Origin of the sequence: Leptothrix cholodnii SP-6, from assembly GCF_000019785.1 — a bacterium.
GTDB classification, from domain to species: domain Bacteria; phylum Pseudomonadota; class Gammaproteobacteria; order Burkholderiales; family Burkholderiaceae_C; genus Sphaerotilus; species Sphaerotilus cholodnii.
On sequence record NC_010524.1, the window covers coordinates 3,495,191 to 3,519,405 of the forward strand.

Below are 24,215 nucleotides of genomic sequence, written 5' to 3' on the forward strand. Positions count from 1 at the left end.
CTTCTCGCCGTAGTTCAATGGATAGAACGGCCGCCTCCTAAGCGGCAAATACAGGTTCGATTCCTGTCGGCGGGACCAGAAAAGCGTTCAAGGACGTTCGTCGACGTCCATCAGGCCCGCCTCTTCCCTATGAGAGCGGGCTTTTTTCTTCCACCGACGTGCGCCGAAGTGCGCCACCATCCAAGCCCGACTGCAGTAACTTTCGCAGTAACTTTTCTCCGGGCCACTGACGGCCGAAAAAGTTACTGCATTTCAGGGGGCAAACGTGGCGACAGCACAGATCAAGAGCGACACCGGCTTGCGGGCCGAACTCAAGGCGATCGTGGACGGCAAGAAGCCGGCGCGGCGCATCGGCGACGGCGGCGGGCTGTACCTGCTGCCGCTGGTCAAGGGCGGCGCCCACGGCTGGCGGCTCGACTACACCTTCAACGGCAAGCGCAAGACCCTGAGCTTGGGCACCTACCCCGACACCGGCCTGTCTCTGGCCCGCAAGAAAGCCGCCGAAGCGCGCACGCTGGTGGCCGAAGGCACCGACCCGAGCGAGCACCGCAAGGGCGTCAAGGAAGAGCGCGAGCGCCAGCACCTGGCCGGCCAGGAAGCCGCGCAACGGGCCGCGGCGGGGCTGGCCGAACCCGGCAGCCTCGAAGCCGTGGCCGCCGACTGGCTGCAGCACCGCGCAGGCGCCTGGACCGAGGGCACGCGGCACAACATCGCCGGATCGCTGAAGCGCTACGTGTTCCCCACGCTGGGCCGCCGGCCGGTCGGCGAGATCGCGCCCGGGGAGATCCGCACCTGCGTGCAGCGCATCGAGGCCAGCGGCGCAGCCGAGACCGCCGGGCGGGTGTTCCAGCGGCTGCGGGCGCTGTACCGCTACGCCGTGGCGCACGAACTGGTAGCGGCTGACCCGACGTATCCGCTCAAGCCGTCGGAGATCTTCCGGCCACGCGACACCAAGCACCGGCCGGCGATGTCAGCGCAAGAGGCGCCGGCCTTCCTGCGCAAGCTGGCCGACTACGGCGGCGACCCGACGGTGCGCAACGCCCTGTTGTTGCTGGTGTTGACGGCCGTTCGGCCTGGCGAGCTGCGGGCCGCAGAGTGGACCGAGATCGACGAAGCCGCCGCGCTGTGGCGCATCCCGGCGGCGCACATGAAGATGAAGGCCGAACACCTGGTGCCGCTGTCGGTGCAGGCCCTGGCCGTGCTGGAAGAGATGCGGGCGCTGACCGGCACGCAGGCGCTGATCTTCCCGAGCCCGTTCTACCCGGGCCGCCCGTTCAGCGAGAACACCATGAACAGCGCGCTGGCCCGCATGGGCTACAAGGGCGAGGCCACCGCCCACGGCATGCGCACCCTGTTCAGCACCAGCGCCAACGAGGCCGGCCACCGAGGTGACGTGATCGAACGCCAGCTGGCCCACGAGGAACGCGACGACGTGCGCGGCGCCTACAACCGGGCCGAATACATGGCAGAGCGTCGCCGGCTGATGACCTGGTGGGGCGAGCGTGTGGACAGCATGCGGCGCGGTGCCGAGGTCATCCCCTTCAAGGCCGCCTGATCGCCCGCCCTGCGCCCCTGGTGCCCTGCTGCTGCGGCACCTGAGCACACCACCCCCACGCACACCACCAGCCCGGCCATGAGCCGGGGTTCGTCCATCTGGCTGCGTGTGCCTGGCCAGGTGCTGCGGTGTGCGCCTGCGGGTGTGTTCGGCCATGCCAGTGACCCGGGCCGCAGGGGGGCGGCGCGGCGGCTACTTCTTCGCGCGACGTTTGGCGGTGGCACGTCGACTCGCACCAGCGACAACACGCACGCGAGCGCCTGGTCGGTGCTGCGCGGGCCTGTTGGCGTGCCGGAAATCTGGCCGGCGTGCACGCAGCAGTGGGAACACCGGGAACACGGCGGGCGAATCGGCCGCAGAACAAGCAACGGCGCGGGTTTGCGCCAGATTGGCCAAGTGGGAACAGGACCGGGAACAGATCGGGAACAGCGGGAACAACATAGAGATGAGAGAGAGGAGACTCCATCACATCAACTTCTTCTGTTCGGCCTTCGTCACCATGGTTTCGGCTGGGCGAGCCGATCAGCAAAAATAGCTTTCGACTATGACTGGTACCAGGGGCGGGTCGAATCTCTGTGCCCCCATACCCGGAAACCGACTGGTTAACCAGATTCTTGCGCGCGCGGGTTTCTGGGGTGGGGGGGTCGATTGATGCAGGCTATGAAGCAACTCACCAACACCTCGTGCCAAGCCCACCCGGATTGATGCCGCGCGCTGGCGTCAGCAGCACTCGATCGCAAGCCCGAAGCCCTGGCGCCGAGCATTTGCACGTCTGCGGAAACTCGGCGCGATTGAGCATCCCCGTGCCCCGCCAAACCGGGCGGCGCGGGTGTTGTTGCCGATCTTGTGCAGGCGCCTGCAATCGGTGGGCATCACGGCCGACGGCTCGCCCGCCTGATCGAGCTCAATGCCCACGCCGCCAGCCAGCTGCTGCCCGTCTGCTGGTGCACCTGGTCGGCGTCGAGCTGATGCCCGCATCGTCGGCACCGCCGCCAGCGCCACGGACGGCACGTGTTCGCCTTCAACGCCGTGCCCCTGGCCAGGCCATCGGCTCGCCGCCTGGTCGCGCTCGATGCCCATGCCGCCGGCCAGCTGCTGCCCTGCTGCTGGTGCACCTGGTCGACGTTAAGCTGATGCCGGCCACGTCGACGCCGATACCACCAGCGGTCGGTTATCCCGCCTGGTGGCTCAGTCGATGAGCCACCAGAAAAGCCGGTGCGACAATGAAGCGTCGCGCCAGGCTGTGATTGATCCCCACGGCTTGCCCAGTGCCCCCGCTGGGTGGCGCGGCGCCTTCGGGCGGGGGCGTGCGCATGGGGGCATGCGATGGCTGAAGACGAATCTTCACCTGCGGGGCTGGCCGGCGCTCTGGTGCATGGGCCAGGCCGCTACGAATGGTCTGCTGCTCGCTTGGTAGAGCGATTGAAATCGTTGCGATCGTCAGGCTATACGCCTATGCCGACCAGAAATGGACTCCGTGAAATCGCCGAAAAGCTCGGCGAGGTGGTGTCTTTCCTTGAGCTGGACGGCATCGTGCAATCCGAGATAGAGGATGCGCACGGCGAACTGTTCGGCGAGACGGGCGAGGCCCAATGGACGGCCTACGGATCGACCCTGAGACAGATGCGCGAACTGCTGGAAAGCATCGACTACGCGGAATCACGCCTACCAAATTCGCGCCAACGCTCTGCGTTACCGTTCGCTGCCGATGTCTTTGTGTTCTTGCGTTTCCGTTTCGGCTTCGCGCAACCGATGTTGACCGATGACGGTCCGGACGTACGTGAGTTCGAGTCGATCTGTACCAGGGCTGGAATTGTCTTGTCGAGAACCGCACTTCGTGGCGCGCTTTCAAAAGCGCGGAAGGCGTTCGATCCGTTTCTTTTCCATTCATGGCAGGACGACTTTGTCTAGGTTAATTTGCCATCCGGTTTGAGGTGCGCAAGTTAACGTTTCTTTCCGCCAACGCTTAGGAAGAATGGCTCTTGATCCTCAGAAGGAACAAGGAAGCCACGATGGAATCACGCCTGACGCCCACCACCGCCGGTAGCCTGGAAACGGCCCGGCCCCCCGGACCGGCCGAACCGCCGATTCAAGTCACCCTGTCAGATGCGCAGATGTCTCGCGTGAAGCGAGCCGAGCGCCTCTTACGGTTGGAGGCCGTTGAATTGCTCACCGGGCTGAAGAAAAGCTCTCTGTATGCACTGGCGAAAGACGAGCCTTTGTCATGGTCTAATTTTCCCGGACACCTCGATAGGTGGAATCCACCTGGACGAGGAACATGAGCAAGAGAGAACGAAGGACATTCAACGCGGAATTCAAGCTGCAAGTGGTGCAGATGATTCGCGAGCAGGGCTTGAGCGTGGGCGACGTCTGCCGCGACATGAAGCTCGGCGAGACGGCCGTGCGGCGATGGCTGGCGCAAGCCGATGAAGAGGCTGCAGGCCGCCCCGGCATTGGCAAACCGCTCACCGCCGAGCAGCAACGCATCCGCCAGCTTGAGGCCGAGAACAAGCAACTGCGCGGCGACGTCGACATCTTAAAAAAAGCATCGGCCTTCTTTGCCCGCGAGCTTCGATGAGCTACCAGTTCGTCGAGCAACTGCACAAGAAGGCCGTCACCGTCGAGCGTCTATGCCGCGTGCTGGGCGTCAGCCGTTCGGGCTACTACGGTGCCCGTCAGCGCGCCAAGCTCGCGCCCAAGGCCTGCTTGGTCAGCACGCAATTGAAGGCCGAGTTCGCCGCCAGCGGCCGCGTCTATGGCAGCCGTCGCCTGTGCGCAGTGCTGCGCGCTCGGGGGCTGGGCATCGGGCGCCACCGGGTGCGACGTTTGATGCGCGAGAACAGGTTGCGGGCCCTGTGGCGACGCAAGTTCATGCACACCACCGACAGCGGTCATGCGCTGCCCGTCTCTGACAACCTGCTGGCACGGCGCTTCAATCCGAGCCGCCCCAACCAGGCCTGGGTGAGCGACATCACCTACATCCGCACGCGCAGCGGCTGGCTGTACCTGGCCGTGGTGCTGGACCTGTACGCCCGCAAGGTCGTGGGCTGGGCGATGGCGCCGACGATGCATGCCGAGTTGGTGTGCGCAGCGCTGCAACTGGCCATTGCGCAGCGCCAACCCGCGCCAGGGCTGATTGTTCATTCCGACCGAGGCAGCCAGTACGCCAGCGCGTTGCATCAGGCGCTGCTGGCGCGCCACGGCCTGGTCGGCAGCATGAGCCGCAAGGGCAACTGCTGGGACAACGCGGTGATGGAACGCTTCTTCCTGAGCCTCAAGACCGAGCGGGTCTGGCAGCGCGACTACGCCAACCATGCCGAGGCCATGACCGACATCGCCGACTACATCGTGGGCTTCTACAACAGCGTGCGGCTGCACTCCAAACTGGGCAACCTGCCACCCAATGCCTTCGAGCAGCAATCGGCAATCAAACAACCTATCGTGGTGTCCGAAAAAACTTGACCAGCACACCTGGTGCAACCGGGCGATGGACGATCACCGACCTAACACCGCGTTGCGGGCCGGCTTCAAGCGGTTCGTGGATGAGCAAGGCCACCCGGTGAAGTTCGACAGCGCCACCGACTACAGCGACGCCCGCGCGCCAGTGGGGGGCCGCAGCACGGATTCCAGCCTGGTCGAGTACCTCGTGTTCCCGGAAGCCTTCAAGACCGAGCTGTGCAAGGGGCTGGATTCCGGCTTCGTGGCGGGCGTGCTCAGGGATGCCGGCTGCCTGAAGCACGAAAAAGGGCGGCTGACCAACAACCAGCGGCTTCCGGGCATGGCCCTGACGCGGGTGTTTCACATCCTGCCGACGATCTTTGCCGATGTCGATTGAAGCCGGCGCACGGCATCCAACCCACACACCACCTGAAAGGAACGATCCATGTTCAAGGCCACCCCTCGCGGGATTCCCGAGCTGAAACAAGCCCTGCGCGATTTGATGAAGGAGCAACGCAGCGCGACCCGCGCGGCTCTGTACCGTGCCGCACAAGTGATCCGCGATGACGCAAAACTTCGGGCCCCGGTTCTGTCGGTCCCGATCAGGAACAAGAAGGGCGGCTTGAAGCGAAAGCCGGGCACCGTGAAGAAGGCGATAGGCATCACGCAACTCAAGCCCCAGTCGGGATTGTTGCGGGCAGCGGTTCGTGTGCGGCCGGCTCCACCAGCGAAGCGGGGCGCCAACAGTCCGCATGACCCGTTCTACTGGAAGTTTCTCGAATTGGGCACGAGCAAGATGAGGCCGCGGCCGTTCCTTCTGCCTGCGGCCCGGAGCCGGTTTGCTGCCGCGGTTCAAGCCTTCGAGGATGAGATTGCCAAGCGCCTGCGCGCGTTCCTTGGGAAAGGGAAGTTGTGACCGGTCGGCCCGGCGGGCGGCCCCGTTCAGAATTGAGCCTGGCGGTGATGGACGCGGCCCGGACCCTGATTGCGGAAAGCGGCCCGGTGTCCTGTTGCGACATCGCGGCACGGGTGCCCGGCATCAACCCGGCCGCGCCGTCTGAAATGAGACAGGTCCGCTGGACGGTCGAGAACCTGAGTCGCTCGGGTGAACTGGTGAAGGCCGGCACCCGGACGGTGAACCGCGGGCGCAAGCCGCATCGTCTGTACCTGGTGGGCGATCCCCATGGACCGAAGCCCGAGCGCGACAAGGCCCGCAGCGGCGCAGCACTGGCCGAAATGTTGGCGGCGTGGGATCGGATCCTGTAACGCCCGGCCTGCCTGCGTGAACAGGCCGGTGTCAGGCCCGGTCTGAGCCGTGATGGTGACATGACCTCAACCTGACACCTTGACGGCCCGGGCATCGTGACCAAGCGGTGGTGTCAACGCACACGGGGACGTGGTGAGCGGATGCCGATCGACATGCACTGACCCCACGCAAGGGGTCGGCAAACCGCAGAACGGGGCGGTTTTTCCTGATTCCGGCCACGTCCTGCACTTCCCTGGACAAAGTGTTCCCGGTGTTCCCGCACCGGGAACAGCCAGTGGGAACATAAATCACAAGGCGGGACAAGGACTTAGCGCCGTGTTCCCGTTGTTCCCGGTGTTCCCACATGCATTTACACGGCTGTGAATTCAGAGCGCGCCGAAAACCGCACCGATGCGCGGCCGCCAGGCGCCAATGTGTCAGGCTGGGGTATAGCCCAACATGACACTTTGCCTTGACACTTTTCACGGCCCCAAAGCGTCCGTCTAGGGTTGCTTTCATATTTTCTTGACACATCCGACAGAAGGTCTAGAGTTCAACCTGACACTTTCGACAGGGGAACACCATGAAGACGACACCGACCACGCAAGCCCAGGCAGACGCTGGCCACCGCGTGGGCTACATCCGGGTTTCGAGCGTCGACCAGAACACGACCCGTCAGCTTGACGGCCTGGTGCTGCACAAGGTGTTCACCGATCACGCCAGCGGCGGCACGACGAACCGCCCGGCGCTGGCCGAAGCGCTGGCCCATGTGCGGGCGGGTGACTGCCTGGTGGTCCACTCCATGGATCGGCTCGCCCGCAACCTGGACGATTTGCACCGCATCGTGCGCGAGCTGACCGACCGTGGCGTGTCGGTCGAGTTCGTCAAGGAAGGGCAGACATTCACCACTGAGGGTGTCAACCCGATGGCCAACCTGATGCTGTCGATGCTGGGCGCGTTTGCCGAGTTCGAGCGTTCACTGATCCGGGAGCGCCAGCGGGAGGGCATCGCCATCGCGCGCGGGCAGTCCGACAAGTACCGGGGCCGGGCGCCGGCCCTGACCGCGGAGCAAGCCGCGGATCTGCGCCAGCGCGATGCGGCGCAAGGCGGCAAGGGCCGGGCGGCGCTCGCTCGTGACTTCGGCGTGTCGCGCCAGACGCTGTATCAGTACCTGGCGAAGGACTGAAGGCCGACCGCATCTAATCCAATGGATTAGACTGTGCCGATGTTGACCGTTGCCGAGCTGCCCGAATACCAGCGCCGGGCCGCCAAGCTGCTGCCTGACGAGGATCGCCGGGCCGTGGTCGACTACCTGGCCGCACATCCCCGCGCAGGCGACCTGATCGAAGGCACCGGCGGCGTGCGCAAGCTGCGATGGGGGCGCGACGGCCGCGGCAAAAGCGGTGGCGTGCGGGTCATCTACTACGTGCACAGCGAGGCCATGCCGTTGTATCTGCTGACGATGTTCGCCAAGAACGAGCGGGCGAACATCAGCAAGGCAGAACGCAACGAGCTGGCCGGCCTGGTCGATGTGCTGGTGCAAATCTGGTTCGAAAGGTGAAGACATGAGCACGGCATTCGAGAGCATCCGGCAAGGCCTGAAGGAGGCCACCGCCCACGCGCGCGGTGATGCCGCAGGCGTCAAGGTCTACGAACCCACCGCGGTGGACGTGGCCGCGGTGCGCGCCCGGCTGGGGCTGACGCAAGCCCAGTTCGCGGCCCGCTTCGGGTTTTCTGTGGCGACGCTGCGCCACTGGGAGCGCGGCGACCGCCGGCCGCAGGGTCCGGCCCTGGTACTGCTGAACCTGATCGAGCGCGAGCCGGCGGCCGTGATGCGGGCGCTTGCCTGAAGATCGACTAGGATTTCGAATCGCTGGCCTTCTCACCGCTGTTGGTGGGTTGGCGATAAGCTGACGCAGTAACTTTTGCAGTAACTCGACACTCTTAGACCCGCTCGCCATAGGGAAATGTGATTCCTGTCGGCGACCAGAAAAGCGTTCAAGGACGTTCGCCGACGTCCATCAGGCCCGCCCTCTCCCTATGAGCGCGGGCTTTTTTCTTCCGGCGCCGAGCACGCCTGAAATCAAGTTCGGCCGGTTCGCGCCGAAATGACAGCACGCGTCGATTCGATCCGCCGAGTCGATGCCGGACCGCCGTGCGCGAGGCTGACGCCGCCCGGCATTTCGATCGATGCGTCGCTCCAGGCCCGACATGAACTCCCCCGTGATGGACACCGATCTCTTCTTCGACGAAGCGCCTGCGGCCCGGCGGATGGCCTGGCGCGACACCCTGCGCGGCCTCAGCCCGGGCCGCTGGTTCGAGACCCTGAAGATGCGCCTGGCGGTCGGCGCGCTGGCGGGCCTGTTCGCGGGCATGGCGTTCACGGCCTGGTACATGGGCGACGTCGCGGAGGCCCAGCTGATCCAGCGCGCCCGCGAGCGCGAGCACGTCGAGGCACTGCGCACCGCGAAGGTCATCAGCCGGCGCATCGTCGAGCTGCAGCGCGCCCTGCAGGTCGTCGGTGAACAGCTCGACCGCACGACGCTCCAGGATCCGCTCAAGCTGGCCGCCTTCTTCGAGCAGCGACCGGTGCTGCGCTCGATGTTCGCCAACGTCTTCGCCACCGGCGCGGACGGCCGGGTGCGCATGCTCATCGACCCGGCCGGCACGCGCACGCCGCTGACGTCGATCGCCGACCGCGAGTACTTCAAGCGGGCCGTCGCGACCCGCCTGGCGGTGATCTCCGAACCGATCCGGGGACGCATCTCCAACGAGCCGGTCATCATGCTGGTGCATCCGGTGAGCGATGCCGCGGGCGTCTGGGGCGTCATCGGCGGCAGCCTGCGGCTGGCCAGCCGCGACCTGATCGAGGATCTGGCCGATACCCAGGTGGCCGACCTGTCGACCACGATCGTGGTGTCCGACGCAGCCGGCCGCATCCTGGCTCATCCGCAGCGCACCCGCCTGCTCGACAGCGTGGCGGCCGAGCCGCACCTGGCGGCGGCGGTCGCGCAATGGAAGCTGGACGCCGCCACGCACGCCTTCGAATCCGGCACCTGGATCGACGCCAAGGGCCTGGTGACGATGGCCGGCGATGCATCGACCGGCTGGCGCGTCTGGCGCACGATTCCGCGCGACGCGCTGATCGCGCCGCTGGTGCAGGCCCGTTCGCATGCGCTCCAGGTCGCGGCGCTGTTTGCCGTCGTGATGGCCGGTGCGCTGGGCGCCTTCATTGCCTGGCAGCTGCGCCCGCTGGCGCGCCTGGAACATCAGGCCGCCCATCTGCTGGCCGGCGACGAGGGCCTGGCGTGGCCGGACTTCGACGGCGAGATCGGCCAGCTGGCGCGCACCTTGCGCCACCTGCTGGCCGAGCGGGCACAGGTCGAACGCTTCAACGCCCAGGTGCTGCAGAAGCTCAGTTCGGTGCTGTCGGCCTCGCCGGTCGGGCTGGCGTTCACGCGCCATCAGCGCTTCGAGCTGGTCAGCGCCGAATGCTGCCGCCTGCTCGGCCGCAGCGAGGAGCAACTGGTCGGCCAGCTGGCGCAGGTCATCTACGCCTCGAACGAGGACTACGTGAACCTGGGGCCGCTGGTGGGCGCCGCATTCGCGGACGGCCAGCCGTACGTCGGCGAATGGCAGCTGCTGCGCGCCGACGGGACGGTGTTCTGGGCCTGCCTGCACGCACGGCCGGTCTCCGTCGACGACCCCTCGGCGGGCACGATCTGGAGCCTGTACGACGTCAGCGAGCAGGTCCAGGCCCGGCGCCAGCTCGAACATGCGGCCGACCACGACCCGCTCACCGGCGTCGTCAACCGCAAGGGCTTCGGGCGGGCGATCTCGCAGGTGCATGCCCGCCAGCCCGACACGCGCCCGGCGTCGGTGCTGATGATCGACCTGGACCACTTCAAGCCGATCAACGACACGGCCGGGCACGCCGCCGGCGACGCGATGCTCAAGGCCGTGGCGCAGATGATCACCTCGCAGGTGCGCGCCAGCGACACCGTGGCCCGGCTCGGCGGCGACGAGTTTGCCGTGCTGCTGCCCGGCTGCGATCAGCGCCGTGCACTGCAGGTGGCCGACAAGGTGCAGGGCGCCGTGGCCGACCTGAGCCTGACGTGGGAGGGCCGTGCCCTGCGCGTGGGCACCAGCATCGGTGTCGCCGAGCTGACGTCCGCCCACGACAGCGACGCGGCCTGGCTGGCCGCTGCCGACGCGGCCTGCTACGCGGCCAAGCATGGCGGCCGAGGCCGGGTCTGTGCCGCCTCGCCGGTCAAGCTGGTCGAACGGGATCGGGCGGCCTGATCCTGCCGATGCCCGCTCGCGGCGGCTCGGCCGAGTCTTGCGTTTCGGCAAGGGACGCGACAGGCGCCCACTTACACTCGAAAAGCGATCTGCAGTCGATCACGGCAACCGGAGCGTCACGCGCACTGGCATGGTGTCTGAACAAAAGTCTCTCACGGCAGCCGACCCGCATGCGGGAGCCTCGACGACGCCCCGCAGCGTCAGGCGCAACGCCCGCATGAGCCTGCGAGGGCGCCTCATCCTGCTGCTGGCCGGCGCCTTCGCGGTACTGGGCGCGCTGCTGGGCTGGCACCTCGTCAAGGATCGGGACCGCCAGATCGCCCACGCCAAGGAGAGCCTGCTCGACGAGGTGCGGCTGATCGCGGCGCGCCAGGAGGTGCTGGTCGAGCGCGCCGACGCGATCCTCAACGGCCTGATGCTCAATCCGGCCTGCGACGTCGCGACCCTGACCCCGGCCTGCCAGCTGCAACTCGCGCAGCTGCTCACACGCGAGCCCGACTACGTGCAAGTGGGCGTGGCCCGCCCTGGCGGCGACATCGCCAGTTCCGGTGTCATGGCCACCCGCCCGGTCAACCTGGCCGATCGCGACTGGTTCCGGCGCACCCTGAAGGCCCGCGACATCGTGGTCGGCGACGTGGTCGTGAGTCGGATCGTCGGCAAGCCGGGCATCACCCTCAGCAAGGCCAAGCGCGATGCACAGGGGCAGGTGAGCGGGATCTACTACGTCGGCCTCAGCCTGGACTGGATGGCCCGCGCCCTCGCCAGGATCCACGTGCAGGACGACGCACGGCTGACGGTGATGGACGGCCAGGGGAGCATCGTCGCGCGCTTTCCCGACCCGGAAAAATGGACCGGCACGCCCGCCAGGACGCCGGCCGCCCGCAAGGTGCTCGAGGCCCGCGTCGACGGCACCCTGGAGGACAGCGACCGGGCCGGAGAACGCAAGCTGATCGCCCATGCCCCGCTCCTGACCACCAGCTCGGGCAGCCGGTACAAGCTGCTGCTGGCCGTCCCCAGGGACGCGATCCAGGCGTCGGCACACCGCGATGCGATCGTCACGCTCGGCGCCCTGGCGCTGGTGCTGATCGGCACGGCCGCGGCCTTGCTGGCCGGGGTCGACCGATGGGTGCTGCAGCCGATCCTGACGCTGGCGCAGACCGCCCATCGCCTGCGCTCGGGCGAGCTCGATGCGCGCAGCGGCCTGCCGCACAACGGCGACGAGATCGGCACCCTGGCGCAGGCGCTCGACGAGTCGTCGTCGGCGATCGAGGATCGCGAGCACCGCCTCGCCTATGCGAACCGGGCGCTGCGGGTGGTGTCGGCGGGCAACCACACGCTGCTGCACGGCCATCGCGAGCGCGAGCTGCTCGAGCAGATGTGCCGCGCGATCGTCGAAGCCGGCGGGTTCCGCATCGCCTGGATCGGCTACGCCCAAGGCGACCGGCAGGTGCGCCTGATGGCCTCGTGCGGCGCCGTCCCCGGCCTGCTCGAGAACCTGCACGTGACCTGGGACGAATCGGCCACCGGTCGGGGCCCGGTCGGCCGGGCGATACGCCAGGGCACGATCGAGGCCTGGAGCAGCACGCAGGAGCACCCCGACGATGCCGTCTGGCGCGAGGGCGCGCTGGCGCGCGGCTGCGCCGCGACCCTGACCCTGCCGGTGCGGCTGGGTGACGAGGTGATCGGCGTCCTGAACATCTGCGCCGCCGAGCCGGACGTGTTCGACCCGGGCGTGATCGAGGTCCTGACCGAAGCCTCGCGCGATCTGGCCATGGGCATCAGCGTCGCGCGCACGCAGGTCGAGCGCGAGAAGGTCGACGAGCAGCTGCGCCGGCACCGCGAGCAGCTGGAGGAGCTGGTCGCCGAAAGAACCGCCGCGCTGGCCGTGGCCAAGGATGCCGCCGAGGTGGCCAACCAGTCCAAGACCGCCTTCCTGGCGAACATGAGCCACGAGATCCGTACCCCGATGAACGCCATCATCGGGCTCACGCACCTGATGGCGCGCGACAGCCGCGACGCGCTGCAGCGCGATCGGCTGCGCAAGGTCGACGGCGCCGCCCGGCACCTGCTGCAGATCATCAACGACATCCTCGACCTGTCCAAGATCGAGGCCGGCAAGATGGGACTCGACGACATCGAGTTCTCGCGCGACGAACTGCTGTCGGGCGCCCTCGAGATGGTCGGCGAGGTGGCCGACGCGAAGGGCCTGGAACTCGCGCTCGATGCCGGCAACCTGCCCGAGCGCATGCGCGGCGACCCGAAGCGGCTGGCGCAGGCGCTGATCAACCTGCTGGCCAATGCGGTCAAGTTCACCGAGCACGGCTGGGTGCGGCTGCGCGGCGAGCTGCTGGCCGACCAGGGCGGGCGGCTGCAGGTTCGATTCGAGGTGCGGGACTCGGGCATCGGCATCTCGCCCGAGCAGCAGGGCGTGCTCTTCAATGCCTTCGCGCAGGCCGACGCATCGACCACCCGGCGGCACGGCGGCACCGGCCTGGGCCTGGCGCTGACACGCCACATCGCCGCGATGATGGAGGGCGAGGTCGGGCTGGTGAGCCAGCCCGGCGAGGGCAGCAGCTTCTGGTTCACCGGCTGGCTGCGGCGCGCCGCCGGCAGCATCGCGATGCGCGGCGAACCGCGCCTGCAGGGGCTGCGTGCGCTGGTGGTGGACGACCTGCCGGAGGCGCTGGACGCGATCACCGCCACCCTGGGCGCGCTGGGGCTGCAGGTGGACGCGCACCTCACCGGCCGCGCGGCCGTCCGCCGCGTGCAGGACGAGGCCGCCGAAGGCCGGCACTTCGACGTGATGCTGGTCGACTGGCGCATGGCGCCGCTGGACGGCCTGGCCACGCTCGGCGAACTGCGGCGCGCCTGCGGCGACCGCATGCCGCCCTTCGTCCTGCTGGCGGCGTTCAACGATGCCCAGATGCGCCGCCAGGCCCGCGAGGCGCGGGTCGATGCGGTGCTGGTCAAGCCCGTCACGCCATCGGCCCTGCAGGAATCGCTGCTGCAGGTGCTGCAGGGCCATCACAAGGACTCCGTCGCCGCGCCGCTGGACGAAAGCGAGGCCGAGAGCGAACTCAGGCGCCGGCACGCCGGGCAACGGGTGCTGCTGGCCGAGGACAACCCGATCAACCAGGAAGTCGCCCGCGAGCTGCTGGCATCGGTGGGCCTGACGGTCGACGTCGTGGCCGACGGCGCGGGCGCGTTGGCACAGGCCCAGGAAGGCCGCTACGACCTCGTGCTGATGGACGTGCAGATGCCGGGCATGGACGGCCTCGAGGCGACGCGACAGATCCGCGCCCGCATGGGCCACGGCCTGCCCATCATCGCCATGACGGCGAACGCCTTCGGCGACGACCGCCTCGCCTGTCTCGACGCCGGCATGAACGCCCACATCGGCAAGCCGGTCGACCCGGCGCTGCTGTACGCCACCGTCCTGCGCTGGCTGCCGCCACCGGGGGCGGCACGGCCGCACGGCTGATCGATCGATCGCGCAGGCCACCGATGACCGGGCTCACGACGGGCCGGTCGCCGCCTGCTGCCTGAACGACAGCGCCACGAAGTCGACAAACGCCCGCACCCGCGCCGCCAGCTGATGGCGCTGCGGGTAGACCGCATGGATGTCGGCATCGGGCGTATAGCACTGCGGCAATACCTGCACCAGGCGGCCGCTTTTCAGGTGGCGCTCGATGTCCCACTCGGCCCGCATCAGGATGCCGTGGCCGTCGAGCGCCCAGTTGACGGCGATCTCGCCGTCGTTGGTGGTCAGGTTGCCGCGGGTCTTGATCGCCTCGGTGGTCGCGGCCTTGCCGCGGCCGCTGGTCAGGCGCCACACGCCGTAGGCTTCTTCGCCCTGGCGGATGCCGATGCAGTTGTGGCGGCTCAGGTCGTTGGGCACCTTGGGTGTGCCGTGTTTGGCCAGATAGGCCGGTGCGGCGCAGAGCAGCCGCCGGTTCGGCGCGATGTGGCGCGCGATCACGCGCGCATCGGGCGGCGCACCGAAGCGGATGCAGACGTCGAACGAGTCTTCGGTCAACGGCGGCGGATTGACCGACAACTGCAGCTGCACCTCGACCTGCGGATGCTTGCGCACGAAGCGCGAGATCAGCGGCGCCACGTGGCTGCGGCCGAAACCGAGCGTCGCGTTCACCCGCAGCAGCCCCTTCGGCGTGGCCTTGGAGACACCGAGCAGCGCCTCCATGTCGTCGATCTCGCCGAGGATGCGGCGCGCGTGTTCGAGGTAGAGCTCGCCCTCGGGCGTCAGGCTCATGCGCCGCGTCGTGCGGTTGACCAGCGACACGCCCAGGCGCGACTCCATCAGCGCCAGGTGCTTGCTGACCGCAGGTGTCGTGATGCTCAGTTCACGCGCCGCCGCACTCAGGCTGCCGGCACTGGCCAGCGCGGAGAAGAAGCCCAGATCGGCCGGTTGGATGCCCGCGGTCATGGTCGATCGATTGTTGAGTTCAGGTAAACGATGGATTCACTTTAGCGGTGCGCGCGCGCACCGTCCAATTCCTACAGTCCCGTCATCGCCCACCCATCACCGACTGACGGAGACAGACCATGAAGACCTACTCGATCGCCACCATTCCCGGAGACGGCATCGGCAAGGAAGTTGTTCCTGCCGGCCAGCAGGTGCTGGAAGCGCTCGCCGCGTCGAGCAACCGCTTCGGCTTCGCGTTCGAGAACTTCGACTGGGGCGGCGACTACTACCGCGCGCACGGCGTGATGATGCCGGCCGACGGCCTGGACGCGCTGCGTGGCAAGGACGCGATCCTGTTCGGCTCGGCCGGTGATCCGGCCATCCCCGACCACATCACGCTGTGGGGCCTGCGCCTGAAGATCTGCCAGGGCTTCGACCAGTACGCCAACGTGCGCCCGACGCGCATCCTGCCCGGCATCGACGGCCCGTTGAAGCGCTGCAAGTCGGAAGACCTGAACTGGGTCATCGTGCGCGAGAACTCCGAGGGCGAGTACTCCGGCGTCGGTGGCCGCGTGCACCAGGGCCACCCGATCGAAGCCGCCACCGACGTGACGATGATGACCCGCGTCGGCGTCGAACGCATCATGCGTTTCGCCTTCAAGCTGGCGCAGAGCCGGCCGCGCAAGCTGCTCACGGTGGTCACCAAGAGCAACGCCCAGCGCCACGCGATGGTGATGTGGGACGAGATCGCGCTGCAGGTCTCCAAGGAGTTCCCGGACGTCACCTGGGACAAGGAAATCGTCGACGCCTGCACCGCCCGCATGGTCAATCGCCCGGCCACGCTGGACACGCTGGTGGCCACCAACCTGCACGCCGACATCCTCAGCGACCTGGCCGCCGCGCTGGCCGGCAGCCTGGGCATCGCGCCCACCGGCAACATCGACCCGGAGCACCGCTATCCGAGCATGTTCGAGCCCATCCACGGCTCGGCTTTCGACATCATGGGCAAGGGCCTGGCGAACCCGGTTGGTACCTTCTGGTCGGTCGTGATGATGCTGGAGCACCTGGGCGAGCTGGATGCCGCCAAGCGCCTGATGCAGGCCATCGAGAGCGTCACCGCCAACCCCGCGCTGCACACCGGCGACCTGGGTGGCAAGGCGACCACCGCCCAGGTCACGCAGGCGGTCTGCCAGCAACTGGCCGGCAACACGCGCTGAGCGGCCGACCGCTGCGACCCTGCCGGTCTGACGATCGTGAAAACACCCGACCCACGCAGCCTGCTGCGCCACCTGTTCGATGCCGCGATTGCCGCCGCGCAACCGGCGCTGTGCGGGCCTCGCCACCTGCCGGCTGCGCCCAAGGGCCGGCTGGTCGTGATCGGCGCCGGCAAGGCCTCGGCCGCGATGGCGCGTGCGGTCGAACAGCATTGGCCCGGCCCGCTCTCGGGCCTGGTCGTGACGCGCTACGGCTACGCCGTGCCGTGCGAGCGCATCGAGATCGTCGAGGCCGCGCACCCGGTGCCTGACGCGGCTGGCGAGGCCGCCGCCAAGCGCCTGCTGCAACTCGTGCAAGGGCTCACCGCCGACGACCTCGTGCTGTGCCTGATCTCGGGCGGCGGCTCCTCGTTGCTGCCGCTCGCCTTGCCGGGCCTGACGCTGGCCGACAAGCAGGCGCTCAACCGCGCCCTGCTGGCCAGCGGCGCCAGCATCAGCGAGATGAACTGCGTGCGCCGCCACCTGTCGGCCATCAAGGGCGGGCGCCTGGCCGCCGCCTGCCATCCGGCGCGGGTGGTGAATCTGCTGCTGTCGGACGTGCCGGGCGACGACCCCATCGACATCGCCTCCGGCCCGACCGTGCCCGACCCGAGCACCTGCGCCGACGCGCTCGCCATCCTGCGCCGCTACGCGATCGAGGTGCCGCCGCGGGTGCGCGCCCTGCTCGAAAGCGGCGAAGGTGAATCGATCAAACCCGGCGACCCGCGCCTGCCGGCGATCGAGACCCGTTTCGTCGCCACGCCGCAGATGGCGCTCGAAGCCGCAGCGGCCGTGGCGCGCGATGCCGGCTACGACGCGCACATTCTGGGCGATGCGATCGAAGGCGAAGCCCGTGACGTCGCCAAGACGCTGGCCGGCATCGCGCGGCAGGTGGCGCGCCGCGGCCAGCCTTTTCAGGGCCCGTGCGTGCTGCTGTCCGGCGGCGAGACCACCGTCACGCTGCGTGGCCAGGGCCGCGGCGGGCGCAACGTCGAGTTCCTGCTGGCGCTGGCCGTGGCACTGAACGGCGAACCCGGCATCCACGCGCTGGCCGGCGACACCGACGGCGTCGACGGCCAGGACGAGATGGCCGGCGCGCTGCTCGCCCCCGACACGCTCGAACGCGCCTGGGCGCTCGGCCTGCGCCCGCGTGAACGCCTCGATGACAACGACGGCCACGGCTTCTTCGAGGCGCTCGGCGACTCGATCGTGACCGGCCCGACGCTGACCAACGTGAACGACTTCCGGGCCATCGTCATTGCGGCCGGCCTGCCATCCCACTGTTGATTCGAAGTCAAAGCCGGATTCACTTTGGTGGTGATTCCGATCTATCCCCGACTCCCAGAGTTCGGTTCACACAGCGCACAAAGCGCCATCAGGAGACAAGCATGAGCAGCATTCACACCCTCACCCGCCGTCGCATGGTCCAGGCCATCGCACTGACCCTGGCCGTGTCCGGCGGCAGCGCCATGGCGCAAGCCTGGCCGGCCAAGCCGATCACGCTGATCGTGCCCTTCCCGGCCGGTGGCACCACCGACGTGCTGGCCCGCGCACTGGGCGAGAAGCTGCAGCAGAGCCTGGGCCAGCCGGTGATCGTGGAGAACAAGCCCGGCGCCGGTGCCACGCTCGGCGCCGACTACGTCGCCAAGTCCAAGCCCGACGGCTACACGCTGCTGATGGGCGCGGTGCACCACACCATCGCGCCGGCGGTCTACAAGAAGATGGCCTACGACTTCCAGAAGGACTTTGCGCCGATCACCACGGTCGCACTGGTGCCCAACGTGCTGGTGGTCAATGCCGCAACGCCGGCCAGGAACGTGGCCGAACTGGTCGCGCTGGCCAAGGCCAAACCGGGTGAGTCGACCTACGGCTCCAACGGCAACGGCACGGCGCAGCACCTGATCGGCACCCAGTTCCAGAACCTCACCGGCGCCGACCTGGTGCACGTGCCCTACAAGGGCAGCGGCCCACTCGCCACCGACCTGCTGGGTGGCCAGATCACGATGTCGTTCGACACCATCACGCCGGTGCTGCCGCACATCAAGAGCGGCAAGCTGCGTGCGCTGGCGGTGACCACGAGCAAGCGCTCGGCCGCGCTGCCGGATGTGCCGACGCTCGACGAAGCGGGCCTCAAGGGCTTCAACATCGGCACCTGGTTCGGCGTGCTGGCGCCGGTGGCCACGCCCAAGGAGGTCGTGGCACGGCTCAACGCCGAGATGGTCAAGGTGATCCAGTCGGCCGACTTCCGCAAGCGCATGGACGAGATCGGCGCCGAGCCGATCGGCAACAGCGCCGAGCAGATGGCCCAGCAGATCAGGGGCGAGACCGAGAAGTTCGCCAAGCTGGTCAAGGATGCGAAGGTGACGATCGAGTGATCGGGTGTGCATCGACACCCGGCGCCGCGACGACCCGGATCAGCCCGGCGCCTGCTGACCTTTCCACGCCCCCAGCGCCTCGCTCCACCCCCGCAGCCGTGCGTCCGACGGCTTGCCGTCGGTGCCGGTCGTGGTGGCGATCAGCTGGTCGATCAGGATCTGCTGGTCCGCCGTCATGCGCTGCGGGAAGACCGGCTGCAGGGTGATCAGCTGATCGCCGCGCGCACCGCGGCGTTCGACCGGAAAGCCCTGCCCCACCAGCCGGTGGACCACCTGGTCGCGCTGCAGCTGGAGGGTCTGCAGGCCGCCGAGGGTGGGCACGGCGAGGGTGCGGTTGGCCAGCCACGCGAAACCGTCGACCGGCATGTCGCATCGCACCGTGCCGTCCGGGTCGAGCTGGAACAGCGCATGGGGCAGCACCTCGACGCGGATGCTCAGGTCGCCGGGTGGCGCGTCCGGCCTGCCGCGGCGCCCGGCCACGCCGAGCACGTCGCCATCGCGCACGCCTTGCGGGAAACGCACCGTCACCTTGTAGCGCCGGGTTTCGGTCTTGCCGCTGCCGGCGCAGGCCACGCAGGCCTGGCGCGCGATGCCGCCACCATGGCAGGCGTCGCACTCGGCCGGCACGCCGACCCAACTGAACCACATCGGCTGGCGGATCGCACCCGAGCCGTGGCACTGCGGGCAGTGCCCGCCCAGCACGCGATAGCCCGCGCCGTTGCAGTCCGGGCAATCGTCCGTGACCTTGCCGCGCAAGACCTTGGTGCAGCCGAAAGCCGCTTCCTCGAGCGTCAGCCTGACCCGGCGGTGCAGCGTCCGCACCGGTGCCTCGGGATCGTCGCCGGCCGACGTTGCACGGTCGTCGGATGGCTCGCCTGCACGGGATCGGGCGGCGGCAGCAGGCGCCTGGGCCGTGTCGCCAGCGCCGCCCGGCGCCGCGGCCTTGCGTGCGCCGGCCTGCCGGATGGCTTCGAGGGCGCGGTTGATGCGCTGCATCCTGGCCACCGCGTCGGCGCCGTTGTTGCGATCCGGGTGCCACCGCGAGACCAGCCGGCGCCAGGCCGCCTTGACCTCGCGTTCGGTCGCGTCGGGGGTCAGGCCCAGCTCGGCGAACGCCTTGTCGATGTCATGTTCCACGGTCCGGTCCTGTTCAAGCGCCGTGCTTCAGCAGGGAAGGCCGTGCACGGCCCGCCATCATGCTGCGATGCAGCAAATTTGCAGTCTACCCGGCTGCGCACGGCGGGCCGCTCCGCTCTTATCCCAGTTAAAGGATTTTTCAATCTCCTGCCGATCCGGCGGCCGGCGCTCTCAAGGCGTTTTCAGCCGGGCCGATGAGCCGGGTTCTGTTCGGTCTTGAAAGGGATGACATGAACCTCGCAAACACCCGCATCGGCGTTCGACTCGGCGTGAGCTTCGCCATCCTCATCGCCGTGATGGTGCTGGCCATCGGCGTCGCCATCACGCGGTTCTCGAGCCTGCAGGCGGCCAGCAGCAGCCTGATCGACAAGGAGTGGGTCAAGGCCGATCTGACCCACGTGATCGACGCGACGGCCCGCGCCAACGCGCTGCGCACCATGGAGCTGCTGATCACCACCGACCCGGCGCACAGCCGCCAGATCCGCAGCCGCATCGACGCCAACAAGCGCACCATCGACGACGCCCTGCAGACGCTCGATCGCCTGGTCTATCTGCCCCGGGGCCAGCAGCTGCTGGCGCGACTCAAGCAGGTGCGCGCCGCCTATGTGGCGTCGTTCACCCAGGTGGCGGCGCTGATGGCGCAAGACCGCAAGGACGAGGCGGTGCGCCTGATGAACGAGCAGACGCTGCCAGCCATCGAGGTGATGCAGGGCGCCATCCAGGAGCTGGCGGCGTTCCAGAAATCGATCGTCACGACGGCCTCGACCGGCATCGGCGACGAGATCGCGTCGGCCCGGACGCTGATGATCGGCCTGGCCCTGGCGGCCATGCTGCTGGGCGCGGTGCTGGCCGCCTGGATCACCCGCTCCGTCACCCGGCCGATCCACGATGCCGTGGCGGTGGCCAGGACGGTGGCCGCCGGCGACCTGACCGGCCGCATCGACGTCCGCTCCACCGACGAGACCGGCCAGCTGCTGATGGCGCTGCGCGACATGAACGACGGCCTGTCGAAGATCGTCGGCGACGTGCACAGCGGCTCGGCCGCCATCTCCACCGCGACCAGCCAGATTGCCGCCGGCAACCTCGACCTGTCGCAACGCACCGAGGAGCAGGCCGCCGCGCTGGAGCAGACCACCGCGTCGCTGCACGAGCTGGCCCACGCCGTACGGCACAACTTCGAGAGCGGCCGGCAGGCCAACACGCTCGCCAGTGCCGCCGTCGACGTGGCGGCGCAGGGCGGTGCGGTGTTCGCGCGCGTGATCCGCACCATGGAGGCGATCGACGCATCGTCCAAGCGCATCGCCGACATCATCGGCGTGGTCGACGGCATCGCCTTCCAGACCAATCTGCTGGCCCTGAACGCCGCCGTCGAAGCCGCCCGCGCCGGCGAGCAGGGGCGCGGCTTTGCGGTCGTCGCCAGCGAGGTGCGCACCCTCGCCGGCCGATCGGCCGAAGCCTCCCGGCAGATCCGCGCCCTGATCGGCGAATCGGTCGAGAACGTCGACAACGGCTGCAAGCTGGTCGAGCAGGCCGGCAGCACGATGGACGAGATCGTCGTCAGCGTGCGGCGGGTGGCCGACATCATGGGCGAGATCGCGACCTCCAGCGAATCCCAGTCCGCCGGGCTGGAGCAGATCAACGCGGCCATGGGGCAGATGGACCAGGTGACGCAGGGCAACGCCGCGCTGGTCGAGGAATCGGCCGCGGCGGCCGAGTCGCTGGCCAGCCAGGCGCGCTCGCTGGTGGGCCTGGTCAGCACCTTCCGGGTCGGGCAGGCCGACGGCCTGGCGATGGCCTGAGCGACCACCGGCCCGACCGGATGCTCAGAGATCGAAGTGGGTGGGCATCATCACCACGTCGCGGATGGTCATGCCGCGCGGCCGGGTCAGCATGAAGGTCACCACCTCGGCCACTTCGCCGGCTTCGAGCAGGCTGCCCGATTCCCGGGCTTCCTGCAGCTTCTCGGGCGGCCAGTCGGCGAGCAGCGCGGTGATGACCGGGCCGGGCGAGATCGAGCCGACGCGGATGCCGTGCTTGAACACCTGGCGCCGCACCGTCTGGACGAAGCAGTTGATCGCCCATTTGGACGACGCGTAGACCGGCTCCCACGGTGTCGGGAAATGGGCCGCCAGGGAGCTGGTGACGATGATGTCGCCGGTGCGCCGCGCGATCATGTGCGGCAGCACGTCGTGCACGTTCTTCATCACGACGTTGACGTTCAGGTTCAGCATCCGGTCGATCGCGTCGTTGTCGTTGTCGACCAGATCGCCGCCGACATACGCGCCGGCATTGGCATGCAGGATGTCGATCTGGCCGGCCAGCTCGAGCGCCCTCGGCACCAGCGTCGCGCAGTCCTTCGGGTCGAGCAGGTTGATGCGCAGCGGCATCACCGCGTCGCCATGCCGGCCGCGCAGGGCCGCCATCGCCGCCTCGTCGCGGTCGACCATCACCACGCGCGCACCCGAGGCCAGCAGGGCCTCGGTGCTCGCCAGTCCGATGCCCGAAGCGGCCCCGGTGACGACCGCCACCTTGCCATCGAGTTGTCTTGCCATGTCTCTTGCTCCTTGTTGGGTGCCCTGAACTCGCCGGCACCCGATGGCGTCACTGACCCTGCCGTCCGGGCGGACTGTCGCCGCCCAGTCGGTCCATGCTCTGACGGCGAAACTCCTTCGGCGTCATGCCCTTCACTTCGCGAAAACGCCGGTTGAAATTGGCCACGTTGTTGAAGCCGACGGCGTAGCAGATGCTCGAGATCTGTTGATCGCTGTGCATCAGCAGCTGGCAGGCCTTGTGAACCCGGACGCGGTTCACGAAAGCGGTGAACGTGCTGTCGGCGGCCTTGCTGAAATAGCGCGAGAAGCTGCTCTCGCTCATGTTGACGCGTGCCGCAACGTCGGCGACGGACATCGTCTCGGCGTAGCTTTCGTTGACGTACTCGACGATCCGGCTGATCGCCGAGCGGGCATCTGCCGGCCCGGCGACGATCGCCTGGTCGGACGACAGCAGGCGATAGTCCTCGCAGCGATTGAGCAGGCACAGCAAGGCGGCGAACTCGGCAAACCGCTCCAGGCCGTGGCTGCGCCTGATGCGATGGAACCGGTCCCGGACGCTGTCGCTCAGGCCGAGGAACTCGATGCCCCGGCGCGCCCGCTCCAGCAGCGGCCGAATCTCCTCGAGCTCCTTGATGGCGCGCATGCCGTCGCGCAGCGGCTCGTCGCGGAACTGGATCACCAGGCTGCGCACGCCCAGGCCGTCGGGCGGCAGGTCGGTCGAGATCCAGTTGTGCGGCAGGCGCGGCCCGGTGAGCACGAGGTGGCCGGGCTCGAAGTGGCCGACATGGTCGCCCACGAAGGCACGCCCCCGCGCGCCGACGATCAGCTGCAGCTCGTACTCGTCATGGCAATGCCAGCGCTCGAGCGGCGTCGGGCTGCCGTGCTCGATGCAGCGCACGAACTCCGCGCCGTCCGTCGGCTCGTAACCGAGCCGCGGATCGCGGATGAGGTCATGCTCGAACTCCGGGGTGAGCTTGCGGCGACTGCTGCTTCCCATCGCGGATGTGCTCCTTCAGGCCTGAAACGACCGCAACGATAGACAAAGCCGCCGGATCCGGTGATATCGATCGGTTCCGTTCCGATACTTTTCTGCGCTGACGTCTGAAGGGCAGCCCCCCGGACCTGCCGGAAGGTGGTGGTCGAGTCCCTCACCTTCCACGTGGCGCTGCAAGCGCTGCAGAGGCCGGGACTGCGTGCCATCGAAGTGGCGCCCCATGTGCACGAGGGCATCGATCTCGGCCGTCTGGCAGGTGATCGAACTCCACCGCCCGAAGGCCTGCCGGCCAAGGCCTCTGACCGCCGCGGTCTGGTGCTGACGGCTCGTCGTTCTCCAAGTGCCTGGCTGCGGGTTACCGCGTCGGATGGGCCACACCCGGCAGGCTGACGCCGACGATGTGGTGCTGACGCTGGTGCTGCCGATCCGGGCTGCCGGAGCTCGTGAAGCGCCTGCATGTGGCGCTCGCAGATCCGCGGCTGCGCTGATGCGCCACCACGATCGCGGTCAGGGCGTGGGCACTCCTTGCGCCCGCCGCTGGCGTTTGCCGCCTTGCGCGGGCAGCTGCAGGCCTGACTGGCCAGCCGGGATGACGGAGGCAACCCGTCATCCAGCCCGCCTGAACGTGACGCATTGCGCGTTTCACGTGTCAACCGGACCCAACGCGAAGGATGCGCGCGGCCGGCGATCGGCTCAAACTGCACCTTCCGGAAAAACACGACGGCGCGCCAACTCGCACAAGCCACCGGCTTGAACGGCCAGCGCCAGGAGGAAGGGCATGCGAACACACCACGTCTGCATCGGGTGCCGAACCCGCCGTTTCCTGGCCGCGCCCGGATACGTCCGGATACCCCGCCGCGCTGGACACGGATGCGCCCTTGCGATTTACTCCGCGCCACAGTTTTTTCACCTTCGGACGATTTGACGCACGCTTGCGTGT

Annotated in this window: 21 protein-coding genes and 1 tRNA gene; 17 read left to right on the plus strand and 5 right to left on the minus strand. The window is 68.2% G+C overall.

Going from position 1 to position 24,215, the window contains the following annotated elements; translation table 11 throughout:
• Positions 1 to 3: 3 nt before the first annotated feature.
• Together LCHO_RS15780 and LCHO_RS15785 are read left to right on the plus strand one after the other, a co-directional pair.
• Positions 4 to 78: transfer RNA gene (locus tag LCHO_RS15780), tRNA-Arg, on the plus strand.
• Positions 79 to 265: 187 nt separating this feature from the next.
• A complete protein-coding gene (locus tag LCHO_RS15785) occupies positions 266 to 1,555 on the plus strand; it encodes a tyrosine-type recombinase/integrase (protein WP_012348172.1) in 1,290 nt (429 codons plus the stop codon).
• A 720-nt stretch (positions 1,556 to 2,275) separates the two neighbouring features.
• Here LCHO_RS15785 and LCHO_RS23455 read toward each other — a convergent pair.
• Complete coding sequence (locus tag LCHO_RS23455) at positions 2,276 to 2,635, minus strand: hypothetical protein (RefSeq protein WP_150105495.1); 360 nt, start codon at positions 2,633 to 2,635, stop codon at positions 2,276 to 2,278.
• Positions 2,636 to 2,881: 246 nt separating this feature from the next.
• Between LCHO_RS23455 and LCHO_RS15790 the strand changes: the two genes are divergently transcribed.
• The 11 genes from LCHO_RS15790 to LCHO_RS22315 all read left to right on the plus strand — a co-directional run bounded on the left by LCHO_RS15790 (position 2,882) and on the right by LCHO_RS22315 (position 14,022).
• Positions 2,882 to 3,466 (plus strand): hypothetical protein, encoded by a 585-nt coding sequence (locus tag LCHO_RS15790; protein ID WP_150105496.1) that lies wholly within the window; start codon positions 2,882 to 2,884, stop codon positions 3,464 to 3,466.
• Between the two features lie 101 nt (positions 3,467 to 3,567).
• Entirely contained in the window at positions 3,568 to 3,837 is a 270-nt protein-coding gene (locus tag LCHO_RS23460) for an AlpA family phage regulatory protein (RefSeq protein ID WP_150105497.1), read from the plus strand.
• Positions 3,834 to 5,017, plus strand: a protein-coding gene (locus LCHO_RS15800; RefSeq protein ID WP_223210436.1) for an IS3 family transposase whose coding sequence is annotated in 2 segments (ribosomal slippage) — positions 3,834 to 4,104 and positions 4,104 to 5,017 — 1,185 coding nt in all. Because the reading frame shifts where the segments join, the coding sequence is not laid out codon by codon here. Before LCHO_RS23460 ends, LCHO_RS15800 begins: the two co-directional genes overlap by 4 nt.
• Before the next feature lie 25 nt (positions 5,018 to 5,042).
• Positions 5,043 to 5,390 carry a hypothetical protein gene (locus tag LCHO_RS15805; RefSeq protein WP_150105498.1) on the plus strand — a complete coding sequence of 116 codons (348 nt, stop codon included), beginning with the start codon at positions 5,043 to 5,045 and terminating at the stop codon, positions 5,388 to 5,390.
• 48 nt (positions 5,391 to 5,438) lie between these two features.
• The gene (locus LCHO_RS15810) at positions 5,439 to 5,909 is read left to right on the plus strand and encodes an HK97-gp10 family putative phage morphogenesis protein (RefSeq protein WP_012348174.1); all 471 of its coding nucleotides are present in this window, start codon (positions 5,439 to 5,441) and stop codon (positions 5,907 to 5,909) included.
• A gap of 32 nt (positions 5,910 to 5,941) precedes the next feature.
• Positions 5,942 to 6,259: a hypothetical protein gene (locus tag LCHO_RS15815; RefSeq protein WP_190274812.1), complete on the plus strand. Its 318-nt coding sequence runs from the start codon at positions 5,942 to 5,944 to the stop codon at positions 6,257 to 6,259.
• Positions 6,260 to 6,822: 563 nt separating this feature from the next.
• Positions 6,823 to 7,425, plus strand: a complete 603-nt coding sequence (locus LCHO_RS15820) for a recombinase family protein (RefSeq protein ID WP_012348176.1) — start codon at positions 6,823 to 6,825, stop codon at positions 7,423 to 7,425.
• Positions 7,426 to 7,464: 39 nt separating this feature from the next.
• Positions 7,465 to 7,800, plus strand: coding sequence for a type II toxin-antitoxin system RelE/ParE family toxin (locus tag LCHO_RS15825; RefSeq protein ID WP_012348177.1), 336 nt, complete (start codon positions 7,465 to 7,467; stop codon positions 7,798 to 7,800).
• Between the two features lie 4 nt (positions 7,801 to 7,804).
• Positions 7,805 to 8,089 (plus strand): helix-turn-helix domain-containing protein, encoded by a 285-nt coding sequence (locus LCHO_RS15830; RefSeq protein WP_012348178.1) that lies wholly within the window; start codon positions 7,805 to 7,807, stop codon positions 8,087 to 8,089.
• Positions 8,090 to 8,450: 361 nt separating this feature from the next.
• Positions 8,451 to 10,541: a sensor domain-containing diguanylate cyclase gene (locus LCHO_RS15835; RefSeq protein ID WP_012348179.1), complete on the plus strand. Its 2,091-nt coding sequence runs from the start codon at positions 8,451 to 8,453 to the stop codon at positions 10,539 to 10,541.
• 217 nt (positions 10,542 to 10,758) lie between these two features.
• The gene (locus LCHO_RS22315) at positions 10,759 to 14,022 is read left to right on the plus strand and encodes a response regulator (protein WP_012348180.1); all 3,264 of its coding nucleotides are present in this window, start codon (positions 10,759 to 10,761) and stop codon (positions 14,020 to 14,022) included.
• 33 nt (positions 14,023 to 14,055) lie between these two features.
• Here the strand turns inward: LCHO_RS22315 and LCHO_RS15845 are convergent, their stop codons facing one another.
• The gene (locus tag LCHO_RS15845; RefSeq protein ID WP_012348181.1) at positions 14,056 to 14,985 is read right to left on the minus strand and encodes a LysR substrate-binding domain-containing protein; all 930 of its coding nucleotides are present in this window, start codon (positions 14,983 to 14,985) and stop codon (positions 14,056 to 14,058) included.
• Positions 14,986 to 15,104: 119 nt separating this feature from the next.
• Between LCHO_RS15845 and LCHO_RS15850 the strand changes: the two genes are divergently transcribed.
• From LCHO_RS15850 to LCHO_RS15860, 3 genes are all read left to right on the plus strand, one after another.
• A complete protein-coding gene (locus tag LCHO_RS15850) occupies positions 15,105 to 16,181 on the plus strand; it encodes a tartrate dehydrogenase (RefSeq protein ID WP_012348182.1) in 1,077 nt (358 codons plus the stop codon).
• 36 nt (positions 16,182 to 16,217) lie between these two features.
• Positions 16,218 to 17,504, plus strand: a complete 1,287-nt coding sequence (locus LCHO_RS15855) for a glycerate kinase type-2 family protein (RefSeq protein WP_012348183.1) — start codon at positions 16,218 to 16,220, stop codon at positions 17,502 to 17,504.
• A gap of 101 nt (positions 17,505 to 17,605) precedes the next feature.
• Complete coding sequence (locus LCHO_RS15860; protein ID WP_012348184.1) at positions 17,606 to 18,592, plus strand: Bug family tripartite tricarboxylate transporter substrate binding protein; 987 nt, start codon at positions 17,606 to 17,608, stop codon at positions 18,590 to 18,592.
• A 39-nt stretch (positions 18,593 to 18,631) separates the two neighbouring features.
• Here LCHO_RS15860 and LCHO_RS15865 read toward each other — a convergent pair whose 3' ends face one another.
• Entirely contained in the window at positions 18,632 to 19,729 is a 1,098-nt protein-coding gene (locus tag LCHO_RS15865; RefSeq protein ID WP_012348185.1) for a DnaJ C-terminal domain-containing protein, read from the minus strand.
• Positions 19,730 to 19,959: 230 nt separating this feature from the next.
• Between LCHO_RS15865 and LCHO_RS15870 the strand changes: the two genes are divergently transcribed.
• A complete protein-coding gene (locus LCHO_RS15870; RefSeq protein ID WP_012348186.1) occupies positions 19,960 to 21,528 on the plus strand; it encodes a methyl-accepting chemotaxis protein in 1,569 nt (522 codons plus the stop codon).
• Between the two features lie 24 nt (positions 21,529 to 21,552).
• Here the strand turns inward: LCHO_RS15870 and LCHO_RS15875 are convergent, their stop codons facing one another.
• Positions 21,553 to 22,281, minus strand: coding sequence for an SDR family oxidoreductase (locus LCHO_RS15875; protein ID WP_012348187.1), 729 nt, complete (start codon positions 22,279 to 22,281; stop codon positions 21,553 to 21,555).
• Positions 22,282 to 22,330: 49 nt separating this feature from the next.
• Positions 22,331 to 23,278: an AraC family transcriptional regulator gene (locus tag LCHO_RS15880; protein ID WP_012348188.1), complete on the minus strand. Its 948-nt coding sequence runs from the start codon at positions 23,276 to 23,278 to the stop codon at positions 22,331 to 22,333.
• Positions 23,279 to 24,215 lie beyond the last annotated feature (937 nt).

Excerpts from the sequence above, each read along its gene's own strand:
- LCHO_RS23455 (WP_150105495.1), bottom strand. The coding sequence starts at position 2,635 with ATGGGCATCGAGCGCGACCAGGCGGCGAGCCGATGGCCTGGCCAGGGG.
- LCHO_RS15790 (WP_150105496.1), top strand. The coding sequence starts at position 2,882 with ATGGCTGAAGACGAATCTTCACCTGCGGGGCTGGCCGGCGCTCTGGTG.
- LCHO_RS23460 (WP_150105497.1), top strand. The coding sequence starts at position 3,568 with ATGGAATCACGCCTGACGCCCACCACCGCCGGTAGCCTGGAAACGGCC.
- LCHO_RS15805 (WP_150105498.1), top strand. The coding sequence starts at position 5,043 with ATGGACGATCACCGACCTAACACCGCGTTGCGGGCCGGCTTCAAGCGG.
- LCHO_RS15810 (WP_012348174.1), top strand. The coding sequence starts at position 5,439 with ATGTTCAAGGCCACCCCTCGCGGGATTCCCGAGCTGAAACAAGCCCTG.
- LCHO_RS15820 (WP_012348176.1), top strand. The coding sequence starts at position 6,823 with ATGAAGACGACACCGACCACGCAAGCCCAGGCAGACGCTGGCCACCGC.
- LCHO_RS15825 (WP_012348177.1), top strand. The coding sequence starts at position 7,465 with ATGTTGACCGTTGCCGAGCTGCCCGAATACCAGCGCCGGGCCGCCAAG.
- LCHO_RS15830 (WP_012348178.1), top strand. The coding sequence starts at position 7,805 with ATGAGCACGGCATTCGAGAGCATCCGGCAAGGCCTGAAGGAGGCCACC.
- LCHO_RS15835 (WP_012348179.1), top strand. The coding sequence starts at position 8,451 with ATGAACTCCCCCGTGATGGACACCGATCTCTTCTTCGACGAAGCGCCT.
- LCHO_RS22315 (WP_012348180.1), top strand. The coding sequence starts at position 10,759 with ATGAGCCTGCGAGGGCGCCTCATCCTGCTGCTGGCCGGCGCCTTCGCG.
- LCHO_RS15845 (WP_012348181.1), bottom strand. The coding sequence starts at position 14,985 with ATGACCGCGGGCATCCAACCGGCCGATCTGGGCTTCTTCTCCGCGCTG.
- LCHO_RS15850 (WP_012348182.1), top strand. The coding sequence starts at position 15,105 with ATGAAGACCTACTCGATCGCCACCATTCCCGGAGACGGCATCGGCAAG.
- LCHO_RS15860 (WP_012348184.1), top strand. The coding sequence starts at position 17,606 with ATGAGCAGCATTCACACCCTCACCCGCCGTCGCATGGTCCAGGCCATC.
- LCHO_RS15870 (WP_012348186.1), top strand. The coding sequence starts at position 19,960 with ATGAACCTCGCAAACACCCGCATCGGCGTTCGACTCGGCGTGAGCTTC.
- LCHO_RS15875 (WP_012348187.1), bottom strand. The coding sequence starts at position 22,281 with ATGGCAAGACAACTCGATGGCAAGGTGGCGGTCGTCACCGGGGCCGCT.
- LCHO_RS15880 (WP_012348188.1), bottom strand. The coding sequence starts at position 23,278 with ATGGGAAGCAGCAGTCGCCGCAAGCTCACCCCGGAGTTCGAGCATGAC.